12 protein-coding genes are annotated in these 13,092 nt (G+C 33.2%); 10 read left to right on the top strand and 2 right to left on the bottom strand.

Annotated features, from left to right (window positions below):
* Positions 1 to 97: 97 nt before the first annotated feature.
* Genes GFJ94_RS12135 through GFJ94_RS12120 form a run of 4 tightly spaced genes read left to right on the top strand, consistent with a single transcriptional unit; the run spans position 98 to position 4,252 of the window.
* Positions 98 to 2,023: a BatA and WFA domain-containing protein gene (locus GFJ94_RS12135; RefSeq protein ID WP_153201792.1), complete on the top strand. Its 1,926-nt coding sequence runs from the start codon at positions 98 to 100 to the stop codon at positions 2,021 to 2,023.
* Entirely contained in the window at positions 2,020 to 3,279 is a 1,260-nt protein-coding gene (locus GFJ94_RS12130; protein WP_153201791.1) for a dihydroorotase family protein, read from the top strand. The genes GFJ94_RS12135 and GFJ94_RS12130 overlap by 4 nt, the downstream gene beginning before the upstream one ends.
* A 5-nt stretch (positions 3,280 to 3,284) precedes the next feature.
* Positions 3,285 to 3,611: a DUF4870 domain-containing protein gene (locus tag GFJ94_RS12125; protein ID WP_153201790.1), complete on the top strand. Its 327-nt coding sequence runs from the start codon at positions 3,285 to 3,287 to the stop codon at positions 3,609 to 3,611.
* A gap of 2 nt (positions 3,612 to 3,613) precedes the next feature.
* Entirely contained in the window at positions 3,614 to 4,252 is a 639-nt protein-coding gene (locus GFJ94_RS12120; protein WP_153201789.1) for an alpha/beta hydrolase, read from the top strand.
* A 69-nt stretch (positions 4,253 to 4,321) separates the two neighbouring features.
* Here the strand turns inward: GFJ94_RS12120 and GFJ94_RS12115 are convergent, their stop codons facing one another.
* A complete protein-coding gene (locus tag GFJ94_RS12115; protein WP_153201788.1) occupies positions 4,322 to 4,891 on the bottom strand; it encodes a fasciclin domain-containing protein in 570 nt (189 codons plus the stop codon).
* 146 nt (positions 4,892 to 5,037) lie between these two features.
* Between GFJ94_RS12115 and tpx the strand changes: the two genes are divergently transcribed.
* Genes tpx through ribB form a run of 6 tightly spaced genes read left to right on the top strand, consistent with a single transcriptional unit; the run spans position 5,038 to position 11,734 of the window.
* Positions 5,038 to 5,535, top strand: coding sequence for a thiol peroxidase (gene tpx / locus GFJ94_RS12110; RefSeq protein WP_153201787.1), 498 nt, complete (start codon positions 5,038 to 5,040; stop codon positions 5,533 to 5,535).
* A 1-nt stretch (position 5,536) separates the two neighbouring features.
* On the top strand, positions 5,537 to 5,911 hold the full coding sequence (locus GFJ94_RS12105) for a diacylglycerol kinase (RefSeq protein ID WP_153201786.1): 375 nt from the start codon (positions 5,537 to 5,539) through the stop codon (positions 5,909 to 5,911).
* A 33-nt stretch (positions 5,912 to 5,944) separates the two neighbouring features.
* The gene (locus tag GFJ94_RS12100; protein ID WP_153201785.1) at positions 5,945 to 8,467 is read left to right on the top strand and encodes a DNA translocase FtsK; all 2,523 of its coding nucleotides are present in this window, start codon (positions 5,945 to 5,947) and stop codon (positions 8,465 to 8,467) included.
* Complete coding sequence (locus tag GFJ94_RS12095) at positions 8,454 to 9,119, top strand: outer membrane lipoprotein carrier protein LolA (protein ID WP_153201784.1); 666 nt, start codon at positions 8,454 to 8,456, stop codon at positions 9,117 to 9,119. Before GFJ94_RS12100 ends, GFJ94_RS12095 begins: the two co-directional genes overlap by 14 nt.
* Before the next feature lie 46 nt (positions 9,120 to 9,165).
* The gene (locus GFJ94_RS12090; RefSeq protein ID WP_153201783.1) at positions 9,166 to 10,596 is read left to right on the top strand and encodes an LptF/LptG family permease; all 1,431 of its coding nucleotides are present in this window, start codon (positions 9,166 to 9,168) and stop codon (positions 10,594 to 10,596) included.
* Positions 10,597 to 10,600: 4 nt separating this feature from the next.
* Positions 10,601 to 11,734: a 3,4-dihydroxy-2-butanone-4-phosphate synthase gene (gene ribB / locus GFJ94_RS12085; protein ID WP_153201782.1), complete on the top strand. Its 1,134-nt coding sequence runs from the start codon at positions 10,601 to 10,603 to the stop codon at positions 11,732 to 11,734.
* A 55-nt stretch (positions 11,735 to 11,789) separates the two neighbouring features.
* Here ribB and glyA read toward each other — a convergent pair whose 3' ends face one another.
* Positions 11,790 to 13,064, bottom strand: a complete 1,275-nt coding sequence (glyA, locus tag GFJ94_RS12080; RefSeq protein WP_153201781.1) for a serine hydroxymethyltransferase — start codon at positions 13,062 to 13,064, stop codon at positions 11,790 to 11,792.
* Positions 13,065 to 13,092 lie beyond the last annotated feature (28 nt).

The raw sequence follows: 13,092 nt of genomic DNA, 5'->3' as shown, positions 1-13,092 counted from the left end.
TCATCTGTGTTCCAAAAAATTAACGCACAACATTTTCTGAAATCTAATTTCTAAATTCTAAATGGAATTTCGTACTTTTGACAAATTCTAATAATAAATGCAGTTCAAACATCCAGAAATTCTCTACTTCCTTTTTCTGTTGGTTATACCAATTTTGGTGCATTTATTTCAATTACGTCGTTTTAAAAAAGAATATTTTACCAACGTAAAACTGCTTAAAGAACTTCAAATTCAAACACGAAAAAGTTCTAAAATTAAAAAATGGTTGTTGTTAGCCACACGATTATTGTTATTAGCAAGTTTGATTATAGCTTTTGCCCAACCTTTTTTTGAAGCCAAAGACACCACAAACAAAGGAAACGAGTTAATTATTTTATTAGACAACTCGTTTTCTATGCAAGCCAAAGGAGTTAAAGGCGAATTACTAAAACGTAGCATTCAAGATTTATTAGAAGAATTACCCGAAAACCAACAATTTTCATTACTTACCAATTCCGAAGTATTTTGGGACACCGATATCAAATCCATTCAAAAAGAATTGCAGAATTTGAAATATTCCGCAATGCAGTTTCAATTGGATTATTTGATTAATCAAGTCGAAACCAAAAAGAAAAACACTAAGAAAGATTACGTTATCATAACTGATGCGATTCAATCCGAAAGTAAAAAAGCATTGGATTTAGCAGAAAATAATGTGGTATATTTCATCCAACCTGAAGCGCAAAACAAAACTAATATCAGCATTGATAAAGTTGCGATTTCACAAGTTTTAGATCAATTTTACGAATTGAAAATCACGCTTCAAGCTTTTGGTGAAACTGAGAATGAAGTGCCACTTTCTGTTTTTAGTAACAATAAAGCGATTGCAAAAACCATCGCAAAATTTGAAAATCCAAAAACAGAAATTGCAATCACCATTCCTAAAAACGATTTCCACGGCAACATCAGTATCGAAGATAACAGTTTAAGCTACGATAACGATTACTATTTAAGCATTTCCAAACCTGAAAAAGCGAATGTAATCGCTATCGGAAATTCAGAAAAAAACAACTTTTTAAGTCGCATTTTTACTGCTGATGAGTTCAATTTTCAAAGCACCGAATTAGCTACTTTAGATTACAATCAAATTGAAAATCAAGATGCCATTGTATTAAATGAATTAGAAGATTTGCCGGTTGCTTTAGGAACTACATTGAAATCATTTTATGAAAAAGGCGGCAATATTGTTTTGATTCCGAATGCAAAAAATTCGCCAAGCTTGTTAAATGCTTTCGTAAAAAACTTCAGCGGATTTAGCTATTCTGAACTTTCAACTTCTGAAAAACAAATCACAAAAATCAATTTTAATCATCCGTTATACCAAACGGTTTTTGAGAAAAAAGTGACTAATTTTCAATATCCAAATGTAAAAGAAAGTTTTACTTTATCAGGAATTACGAACATTTTACAATACGAAGACAATTCGGTTTTCGTAGGTTCAACAACCAATCGATTGGGAACGTTTTACGCTTTTTCGGCACCGATAAACAAACAAAATAGTAATTTTCAGAACGCACCTTTAATTGTTCCAACCTTTTACAACATGGGACAAAATCAAGGAAAAACGGGAATTAACGCTTATACCATTGGTGAAAACGAAAACCTGATTTTAGAAACTATTTTGGCAAAAGATGAAGTAGTTTCAGTACAAAAAGAAGGCTACAGTTTCATTCCGATGCAACAAATATTGAATACCAAATGTAAACTGTCTTTTGGCGATTATCCAGAAGAAGCTGGAAATTTTGATGTCATCAAAGCAAACAATTCGCTAAAGAAAATCAGTTTCAACTATCCAAGAACGGAAAGCGATTTAATGCAAGTTACAACTGCCAATTTTGAAAATTTCACTAAAGTAGACAACATGTCCACCGTTCTAAACGACATTGCTTCCGAACGCACAAGCAATGAAATTTGGAAATGGTTTATCATCGCAACACTACTATTTTTAATAACAGAACTACTAATCCAAAAATTTGTAAAATGACGCAAGTTATTCTAAAACAAGCCAAAATTATCGACGCTTCAAGTCCGTTTCACAACCAAGTGATGGACATCAAAATTGAAAACGGAACGATAACTCAAATAGAAAAAGAAATCACCGTTACTTCCGGTTTTGAAGTAGTAAATATTCCAAACCTAAACGTTTCTAAAGGCTGGATGGACAGCTCGGTTTCATTTGGAGAACCAGGCTACGAAGACCGTGAAACCATAGAAAACGGCTTGAAAGTTGCTGCTAAAAGCGGATTTACTGCTGTAGCCTTACAACCTAATTCAAACCCAACCATCGATAATCAAGCGCAAGTGCGATTTGTTTTGGACAGAGCCAAAAATCAAGCGACAACTTTATATCCCATCGGAGCGTTAACCAAAGGTTGCGAAGGAACGGATTTAGCAGAATTATTCGATATGAAGAACGCTGGATCAATCGCTTTTGGGGACTATAAGAAAGCGTTACAAAATGCCAATCTTCAAAAAATTGCTTTGCAATATGTACAAGATTTCGACGGAATGGTGATTGCTTTTTGTCAAGATAGTACTTTAAAAGGAATTGGAATTGCAAATGAAGGTGTGATAAGTACCAAATTAGGTATGAAAGGAATCCCAGCTTTAGCCGAAGAATTGCAAGTCGCACGTAACTTATTTTTATTAGAATATACAGGTGGAAAATTACATATTCCAACAATTTCAACTCAAGGAAGCATCAAATTAATTAAAGAAGCTAAAGCAAAAGGCTTGAACGTTACTTGTAGCGTTGCGGTTCATAATTTAGTTTTAATCGATGAAATTTTAATGGGATTTGATTCGCGATACAAAGTATTACCTCCATTACGAGAAGAAGCTACAAGTAAAGCTTTAGTGGAAGCTGTTTTAGATGGAACAATCGATTGTATTACTTCAGATCATAATCCTTTAGACATTGAACTTAAAAAATTAGAATTTGATTTAGCCAAAGATGGAACCATCGGATTAGAGAGTGCTTTTGGAGCTTTATTAACGATTTTACCACTTGAAGTAGTAGTTAACAAATTAACAGCTAATAAACTGGTTTTCAATGTAGAAAATCCATCAATAGCAATTGAAAACAAAGCTGATATTTCACTTTTCACTACAGAAGATAATTGGACATTTGGAAAAGAAAACATACTTTCAAAATCTAAAAATTCGGCTTTCTTAGGACAAAAAATGAAAGGAAAAGTTATTGGAATTTATAATAATGGACAATTAATTATGAACAATTAATAGAAATGAAAGAAGAACTAAATAAAGGTAAGCAAACAGCAATTGTAAGTTATTTAACCATTGTAGGTTCAATAATAGCCATATTTATGAATCAAGAAGAAAATCGTAGTGAATTTGCTAGTTTTCATATTAGACAAGCATTAGGTATTTTCTTAACCTTCTTTTTATTAGGATATCCTGTTGGTTATTTTGATAATTGGATGGTTTCGGCTTCCTTTTGGATTTTTATTTTCATACTTTGGATTTATGGTTTTATCAATTGTTTAAATGGTGAAATGAAAATCGTTCCTTTTTTAGGAGAAATCTATCAAAAAATATTTAAAAGCTTCTAAAAATGAACCTACACTATCTTATTCAAGAACCAAAAGTTAAACAAGATAAAAATCCATTATTACTACTTTTACACGGTTATGGTAGCAACGAAGAAGATTTATTTTCTTTCGCTCCCGAATTACCCGATGATAGTTATGTAATTTCGGTTCGTGCGCCTTATGATTTACAACCTTATGGTCATGCTTGGTATGCCATTCATTTTGATGCAGATGAAAACAAGTTTTCTGATAACGTACAAGCCAAAAAATCGGTTGAAATAATAGCGAGTTTTATTGACGAAATCGTAAAACAATACCCAATAGATACTGAAAATGTAACTTTAATTGGTTTTAGTCAAGGTGCCATTTTAAGTTATGCAACTGCCCTAACTTATCCTGAAAAAGTTACTAAAGTTGTGGCGCTAAGTGGTTATTTTAATCAGGAAATCCTACCAGAAGTTATCGATACCAAAGCCATTTCTCATTTGAAATTCTTTGTTTCACATGGTTCAGTTGACCAAGTGATTCCAGTAGATTGGGCAAGAAAAGCAAAACCAGCTTTAGAAAATTTAGGTTTAGAAGTGGAATACCAAGAATACCCTATTGGACATGGTGTTTCTCCAAAAAACTTCTACGATTTTAAGAATTGGCTGGCACAATAAAATCAAAAAAGCTCTGAACTTACAATTCAGAGCTTTTTTTTAACAAACTAAACTAAACAATTTTTAACATTATGATTTAGGTGTCACTACAGTATCTACTACATGAATCACACCATTTTTTTGGTTTACATCAGCAATTGTTACTTTGGCACTGTTTCCATTTTCGTCTGTAATATAAACATCATTTCCTTTCATCCAAGCCGTTAAAGTACCACCACTTACAGTTTTAAAAGAATATTTACCATTTCCTTTTTTTATAGCAGCTACAATATCTTTCGAACTCCATTTTCCGGCAGCCACATGGTATTTTAATATGGTTTGCAACAATTCTTTATTTTCTGGTTTCAACAAAGTTTCTACGGTTCCAGCTGGTAATTTAGCAAACGCTGCATTTGTTGGGGCAAAAACGGTGAATGGTCCTTCTGACATTAATACTTCAACTAAACCAGCAGCTTTAACAGCAGCTACAAGTGTTGTATGATCCTTAGAATTTACTGCATTTTCAACAATATTCTTACTTGGGTACATAGGTGCTCCACCAACCTCTACTGTTTTTTCTTTCATCTGAGCAAAAGATGATGCTCCTACTAATAATCCTAAAGCTACAATAGCAGTAGCAAAAATTTTGTTCGTTTTCATATTATAATTTTTAAGTTTTATAATGGCATTTACGCTGAAAATATAAACTTGGTTTTAAAAAACTAAAAAAAATAATCTTAAGTAAAGTATAATTTCAACTTTAACCAATTATTCGCTACTTTTGTTATTCAATAAAAACATAAGGTATGGCATCAATTACATTAGGAGGAAATCCAATTCACACAAATGGCGAATTGCCAGCAGTAGGTTCAAAAGCTACTGATTTCAATTTAGTAAAAACCGATTTAGGAACAGCTACATTAGCTGATTTTGCTGGTTCGAAAGTAGTATTAAACATTTTTCCTAGTATCGATACAGGAACTTGTGCTACTTCTGTTAGAAAATTTAATGAGAAAGCAAGCGCTTTAGCAAATACTAAAGTATTATGTATTTCTAGAGATTTACCTTTTGCTCAAAAACGTTTTTGTGGTGCAGAAGGTTTAGAAAACGTAATCAACTTATCTGATTTTAAAGACGGAAGTTTTGGAAAAAACTACGGTTTAGAAATAACAGACGGACCTTTAGCAGGTTTACATTCACGTGTGGTAGTTGTTTTAGATGAAAACGGAACAATCTTACATGCAGAACAAGTAAATGAAATAGCTGACGAGCCAAATTACGACGCTGCTTTAGCGGTACTATAATATGAAATTCGAAAAAGACGAAACCCTTTTTACAGGCCGATTAAAAAGTATGAAATTTGCTTTAAATGGAGCAATAAAATTAATCACAACAGAACATAGTGTCATGGTACAGTCTTCATTGGCTGTACTTATGACATTTGCTGGATTTTACTTTGGCATCAACCGCTACGAATGGATGATGCAAATCCTAGTTTTCGGATTGGTATTAGGCATTGAAGGCTTAAATACCGCTGTAGAAAAAATAGCCGATTTCGTACATCCCGATTTTCATGAACGTATTGGTTTTATTAAAGATATTGCCGCTGGAGCTGTATTTTTTGCAGCCTTAACGGCAATTGCAATCGGATGCATTATTTATTTTCCATATTTGTTTTAATTTAGCTACTTTTGTAAAAATTGATCCGTTTACATGGCCAAAAAAACAAGTAAAGATTCCGTAAATTCTCCTACTGAAACCAAAGAAAAATTCTCTTGGCGTTTAAGTCGTCAGCAGAAATTTATTTTCGGTATTTTATTGATTTTCTTTTCAATAGCTTTATTACTTTCCTTTATTTCTTACTTTATTACAGGGAATAACGATCAAAATATCGTATCTGAATTAGCCAATAGAGGTGCTAAAGCAGAAAATTGGTTAGGGAAATTCGGAGCTTATTTAGCAGATTTTTTCGTTTACAACGGATTTGGAGTTGCCTCTTTCATTTTTGTAAGAATTCTTTTTTTAATAGGCGCTTACCTAGTTTTAGACATGGCTTTAGCTAAACTTAAAAGAAGCTTTTTCTGGGATTTTTATCTCATCATTTTTATTTCAATAATTTTAGGGTTTTTCTGGGAATACATTCCACAATTAGGAGGAACGGTTGGTTATGAAATGAATCTTTTTATTCAAGATTATATTGGAAAAACAGGAACATTATTAGTACTTCTTTTTGGAATAGTACTTTTCTTAGTTTTCAAAATCAAAATATCGCCTGAAAGTTTTACTAAAGTTTTTGAAAAACCGCAAGCAGAATTAAACGAAGATATTGCCGTTGCAAATACAATAGTTCCAGTAACAGATGAGGCAAACGAAGATATTGAAGAGGAAGAAATCAATACCGATTTACCATTAACTTCTCCTTCAAATTCTAAAGACGATTTTATCTTAACCGAAAACGAAGAAGAAATGGGTAATTTCGAATTGAAAACCTATCTTTCGAATTTCGAGATTAATAAAGAAGCTTTAAAACCAACTATTGCTTCTGCATCAGAATTAAATTTGGACCCAAAACCAAAAGTAGAAACTCCAGAAGTAACTAATTTTTCAATCGAAGATAGAAGTATTCCGAAAGAAGATTTTGTAACCGAAGACGCTTTTGTAATTGAAAAAGTAGAAGAAGAAGAAATCGTAGAAGAAAACTTGGCTGCTAAATTGGTTCAAGATTTCGGATTATTCGACCCAACATTGGAATTATCCAACTACCAATTTCCTCCTATCGATTTATTAAAAGAATATTCTTCAGGCGGAATTACTATCAATCAAGCGGAATTAGAAGAAAATAAAAACAAAATTGTAGATACTTTAAAGAATTACAGCATCGGTATTTCGCAAATTAAAGCTACTGTTGGTCCAACGGTTACTTTGTACGAAATTGTTCCAGAAGCCGGTATTCGTATCTCTAAAATCAAAAACCTAGAAGACGATATTGCCTTGTCATTAGCGGCTTTAGGAATTCGTATTATTGCGCCAATTCCAGGAAAAGGAACTATTGGTATTGAAGTGCCAAACAACAATCCAACAATGGTTTCGATGAAGAGCGTGATTGCTTCACCAAAATTCCAAACCGCAGAAATGGAATTACCTATTGCATTAGGGAAAACCATTTCAAATGAAACTTTTGTAGTAGACTTAGCTAAAATGCCTCACTTATTGATGGCAGGTGCTACGGGACAAGGAAAATCGGTAGGATTAAATGCTGTTTTAACTTCCCTACTTTACAAAAAACATCCAGCCGAAGTAAAATTCGTTTTGGTTGACCCAAAGAAAGTAGAATTAACCCTTTTCAATAAAATTGAACGTCATTATTTAGCAAAACTTCCTGATGGTGGCGATGCTATTATCACCGATAACACCAAGGTAATTAACACCTTAAACTCGCTATGTATTGAAATGGACAACCGTTATTCTTTATTAAAAGATGCGATGGTTCGTAACATTAAAGAATACAACGAGAAATTCAGAAACCGTAAATTAAATCCAGAAAACGGACACCGCTTTTTACCATACATTGTATTAGTAGTAGACGAGTTTGCCGATTTAATTATGACAGCGGGTAAAGAAGTAGAAACCCCTATTGCTCGTCTAGCGCAACTAGCACGTGCTATTGGTATTCACTTAATTATTGCTACGCAACGTCCGTCAGTAAACGTGATTACGGGGATGATTAAAGCCAACTTCCCAGCGCGTATTGCGTTTAGAGTTACCTCTAAAATCGATTCTAGAACCATTTTAGATTCAGGTGGTGCAGATCAGTTAATTGGACGAGGTGATTTATTATACACTCAAGGTAACGAAATCGTCAGAGTACAATGTGCTTTTGTAGATACTCCAGAGGTAGACAAAATTTGTGATTTCATTGGAGCGCAAAAAGCATATCCAGAAGCGTACTTACTTCCAGAGTATGTTGGCGAGGAAAGTGGCATAAAACTTGATATAGACATATCCGAAAGAGATTCTTTGTTTAGAGAAGCAGCAGAAGTAATTGTTACAGCTCAACAAGGAAGTGCCTCGTTAATTCAAAGAAAATTGAAATTAGGTTACAATAGAGCCGGTCGTTTAATTGATCAATTAGAAGCAGCTGGAATTGTAGGTCCATTTGAAGGAAGTAAAGCCCGTTCCGTTTTAATTCCTGATTTAGTTGCTCTGGAACACTTTTTAAATAATGAACAAAATTAATATCAAAATGACACGTTTTTTACAAGTTGCAATCGCATTACTAATTGGTTTTTCACTTCAGGCTCAAGATGCTAAAAAAGCAAAAGAGTTATTAGATGAAGTATCTGCCAAAGTAAAATCGTACAATAATATCGTGATTGACTTTAAATATTCGTTACACAATCCTAAAGAAAATATCAACCAAGAAAGCAAAGGAAATGTTGCCCTTCAAGGTAATTTATATAACCTTAACTTAATGGGAGTAACTAAGATTTTCGACGGAAAAAAAGTGTACACTATTGTTCCTGAAGATGAAGAAATTACGGTTGCAAATTTTGATCCAAAAGACGAAAATGCCATTACCCCAAACAAGATGTTAACCTTCTTTAATTCGGGTTATAAATACGCTTGGGATATCCTTCAAAATGTTAAAGGAAGAAAAATTCAATACGTTAAATTAACCCCAAATAGTAGCAAAGACCAACGCAAAGAAATCTTAGTTGGTATTGATGTTCAAACAAAACACATCTACACCGTGATTGAAGTGGGCAAAAATGGAACAAAAACTACTTTAACTGTTAATTCTTTTAAAACAAATCAGCCATTATCGAAAAATCATTTTACCTTTACCAAATCAAAATATCCTAATTATTACATCAATAAATTAGACTAATTTCGTTCGGGTGAAAATATTAGATAAATACATTATTAAATCCTTCATGATTACATTTACTTCGGTATTTGTAATCTTGTTTTTTATATTCGTTTTACAAGGAATTTGGCTTTTTATTGCTGAATTAGCAGGAAAAGATTTGGACTTTTTTACCATTCTTAAATTTCTATCCTTTTATGCACCAACTATTGTTCCGTTAGTTTTACCGCTTTCGGTTTTATTAGCTTCCATTATGACCTTTGGTAGTTTTGCCGAAAACTATGAATTTGCGGCTATGAAATCTTCCGGAATTTCGTTGCAACGCGCTATGAAAATGCTAACGATTACTATTGGAATCTTAGCTATAGTATCCTTCTTTTTTGCGAATAACGTAATTCCAGATGCACAATATAAATTTATCAATCTTAGAAAAACAATCGTTCAGCAAAAACCAGCTATGGCTATTGCAGAAGGACAGTTTAACACCATAGGAACATCTAACATTAAAGTTGATAAAAAATCTGGTGATAATGGTGAGTTTTTAGAAGGTGTTACTATGCATGTTAAAAACAACAACATGGGATTAGGTGCAAATACTATTATAAAAGCAAAAAGAGGTATTTTAACGAGTGAAGACGATTCAAATTATTTACAATTAGAATTATACGATGGCTTTTACTACGAAGACATTCATCCAAAAGATTATAAAGAACGTAAACGTTTACCCTTTGCCAAAAGTAGTTTTGAAAAATACGTTATTAATATCGATTTAACCAAATTAAATCAAGCAGAAATAGACGATGGAAATGTGACATCTGAAAAAATGCTTACTGTTCCTGAATTAAAAATTACTCTAGATTCCTTACAAAAAAACTATAACAAAGATATTATTTCTTATGCTGATAATATAGTACTTCGAAATGATAACATTTTTAGAAAATCAAATCCAATTACAGCTATTACTCCAATAAAACCTAATACAGAATCTGAGCATAAAAAAGATCTTTTAACGATTTTTACTATTACTGAGCGTAATCAAATTTTGGAAACAGCAAAAAGTAATGCCGCAAGTACCGAATTTAGCATCCAATCTAACAAATTGGATTTAGAAAATAAATCGAAGAACATTAACAATCACTGGTTGGCTATACATGAAAAATTTGTAATTGCTTATTCTTGTTTATTAATGTTTTTCATCGGAGCACCCTTAGGAGCAATTATTAGAAAAGGAGGTTTAGGTTTACCAATTGTATTTGCCGTTTTAATTTTCATAACCTTCCATTTCATTAATACTTTCGGACGAAAAGTAGCTCAACAAGATGAAATTCCACCTTTTTTAGGAGCTTGGATGGCATCTATACTAATGACACCGTTTGCCATAATGCTAACGTATCGTGCAACAAATGATATTGGCATCATGATAAACTTTGATTGGATAACCGATCCATTTAAAAAAATTTTCAATAAAATAACCCAAAATAACGACGACAACAACTAATACCATGTCAAAGAACATACAACTAAACACAATTGAAGAAGCTATTGAAGACATCCGTCAAGGAAAAGTAATCATAGTAGTAGATGATGAAGACAGAGAAAACGAAGGTGACTTCTTAGCCGCTGCGGAAAAAGTAACTCCTGAAATGATTAATTTCATGGCAACTCACGGAAGAGGACTTATTTGTGCCCCTTTAACCGAATCGCGTTGTAAAGAATTAGACCTTCATGCTATGGTACGTAATAATACTGACCATATGGAAACCGCCTTTACCGTTTCAGTTGACTTAAAAGGAAAAGGAGTATCAACAGGAATTTCTGCTTCGGATAGAGCTTTAACCATTCAAGCCTTAATTGATTCAGAAACCAAGCCTTTCGACTTAGCGCGTCCTGGGCATATATTTCCATTAATAGCAAAACAAGGTGGTGTTTTAAGAAGAACAGGACACACCGAAGCTGCGATTGATTTTGCAAGACTAGCAGGATTTAAACCAGCGGGTGTTATCGTAGAAATTATGAACGAAGATGGGTCAATGGCGCGTTTACCACAGTTAGTAGAAGTAGCTAAGAAATTCGACTTAAAATTGGTTTCTATTGAAGATTTAGTAGCATATAGAATGCAACACGATAGTTTAATTCAAAAGAAAGAAGATTTTGATATAGAAACACGTTTTGGAACATTTAGAATGCGTGCTTATTTACAAACTACCAACAAACAAGTTCACATTGCTTTAACAAAAGGAACATGGAATGCTGGTGAATCCATTTTAACAAGAATCAATACCACACAAGTTAATAATGACATTTTAGGCACATTAACAAGCGATAATGATAAAAAGTTGGATAGTGTGTTTCGTTCGATAAATCAAGCTGAAAAAGGTGCAATAGTATTTATTAATCAAGAAGTAAAGTCGTTAGAACTTTTAGAACGAATTACTACTTTAAAAACATTACAAAGCCAGGGAGAAATGCATGCTCCACAAATAAAAATGGACACCAAAGATTTTGGCATAGGAGCACAAATTTTACATGATTTAGATATTACTAAAATAAAATTACTATCAAATAGCTCAACCCCAACTAAACGTGTGGGAATGATTGGTTATGGCTTAGAAATTAGTGAATATGTAAATTATTAAATTTAGACTAAAAATAATGCCCTAAATTATAAAATATTTAGGGCATTAGAATATACTAAAATACAAACATTGCTCTTTCGCTCATTAAATCATTTACTTCTTCCGCTACTTGCTCTAAAACAGCTTCGTCAGTATAATTCATTAACACTTTATCAATTAAAGCAACAACGGTTTCCATATCTTCTTCAACTAAACCACGAGTTGTAATTGCAGGTGTTCCAACACGAATACCAGAAGTAACAAAAGGTGATTTATCATCAAATGGCACCATATTTTTATTCACAGTAATTTCAGCTTTAACTAGAGCATTTTCAGCATCTTTTCCTGAAATATTTTTGTTGCGTAAATCAATTAACATCATGTGATTATCAGTACCACCAGAAATTAATTTATAACCTCTTTTGTTGAAAGCCTCTGCCATTGCTTGTGCATTTTTCTTCACTTGCATAGCATAACGGAAAAACTCATCTGTTAAACATTCTCCAAACGCCACCGCTTTAGCAGCAATAATATGCATTAAAGGTCCACCTTGATTTCCAGGGAAAACCGACATGTCTAAAACATGCGACATCATTCTGATTTCTCCTTTTGGAGTAGTTAATCCCCATGGGTTTTCGAAATCTTTCCCCATCATAATCATTCCTCCTCTTGGACCTCTTAAAGTCTTGTGAGTAGTTGTAGTTACAATATGACAATGTGGAATGGGATCATTTAATAAACCTTTAGCAATTAATCCTGCTGGATGGGAAATATCAGCTAATAATAAAGCCCCAACACTATCTGCGATTTCTCTGAAACGTTTAAAATCCATATCACGTGAATAAGCCGAAGCTCCTGCGATAATCATTTTCGGTTTTTCTCTTAAAGCGATTTCTTGAATTTTATCGTAATTCAAAACCCCTGTCTCTTCTTCTACTCCGTAAAATACGGGACGGTATAATTTTCCAGAAAAATTCACTGGAGAACCGTGTGTTAAGTGACCTCCATGAGATAAATCAAATCCTAAAATAGTATCACCTGGTTTTAAACAAGCTGCAAAAACTGCTGTATTTGCCTGCGAACCTGAATGAGGTTGTACGTTAACATATTCAGCACCAAACAAAGCTTTTGCTCGGTCAATTGCAATTTGTTCTACAATATCTACTACTTCACATCCTCCGTAATATCTTTTACCCGGATATCCTTCAGCGTATTTGTTAGTTAAACATGAACCTGCCGCTTCCATTACTTGGTCGCTAACAAAGTTTTCAGAAGCAATTAATTCAATTCCGTGGATTTGTCTATCTTGTTCATCAAGAATTAAGTCAAAAATTTGTTCGTCGCGTTGCATTGTTAATTATATTCGTTAAAATTAGGTC

Origin of the sequence: Flavobacterium sp. LMO8, from assembly GCF_009495755.1 — a bacterium.
GTDB lineage: Bacteria > Bacteroidota > Bacteroidia > Flavobacteriales > Flavobacteriaceae > Flavobacterium.
Note: the sequence above shows the minus strand (reverse complement) of the source record. Positions and strands in the feature narration are given on the sequence as shown.

Coding starts and splice junctions, on each gene's coding strand:
- GFJ94_RS12135 (WP_153201792.1), top strand. CDS start 98: ATGCAGTTCAAACATCCAGAAATTCTCTACTTCCTTTTTCTGTTGGTT.
- GFJ94_RS12130 (WP_153201791.1), top strand. CDS start 2,020: ATGACGCAAGTTATTCTAAAACAAGCCAAAATTATCGACGCTTCAAGT.
- GFJ94_RS12125 (WP_153201790.1), top strand. CDS start 3,285: ATGAAAGAAGAACTAAATAAAGGTAAGCAAACAGCAATTGTAAGTTAT.
- GFJ94_RS12120 (WP_153201789.1), top strand. CDS start 3,614: ATGAACCTACACTATCTTATTCAAGAACCAAAAGTTAAACAAGATAAA.
- GFJ94_RS12115 (WP_153201788.1), bottom strand. CDS start 4,891: ATGAAAACGAACAAAATTTTTGCTACTGCTATTGTAGCTTTAGGATTA.
- tpx (WP_153201787.1), top strand. CDS start 5,038: ATGGCATCAATTACATTAGGAGGAAATCCAATTCACACAAATGGCGAA.
- GFJ94_RS12105 (WP_153201786.1), top strand. CDS start 5,537: ATGAAATTCGAAAAAGACGAAACCCTTTTTACAGGCCGATTAAAAAGT.
- GFJ94_RS12100 (WP_153201785.1), top strand. CDS start 5,945: ATGGCCAAAAAAACAAGTAAAGATTCCGTAAATTCTCCTACTGAAACC.
- GFJ94_RS12095 (WP_153201784.1), top strand. CDS start 8,454: ATGAACAAAATTAATATCAAAATGACACGTTTTTTACAAGTTGCAATC.
- GFJ94_RS12090 (WP_153201783.1), top strand. CDS start 9,166: ATGATTACATTTACTTCGGTATTTGTAATCTTGTTTTTTATATTCGTT.
- ribB (WP_153201782.1), top strand. CDS start 10,601: ATGTCAAAGAACATACAACTAAACACAATTGAAGAAGCTATTGAAGAC.
- glyA (WP_153201781.1), bottom strand. CDS start 13,064: ATGCAACGCGACGAACAAATTTTTGACTTAATTCTTGATGAACAAGAT.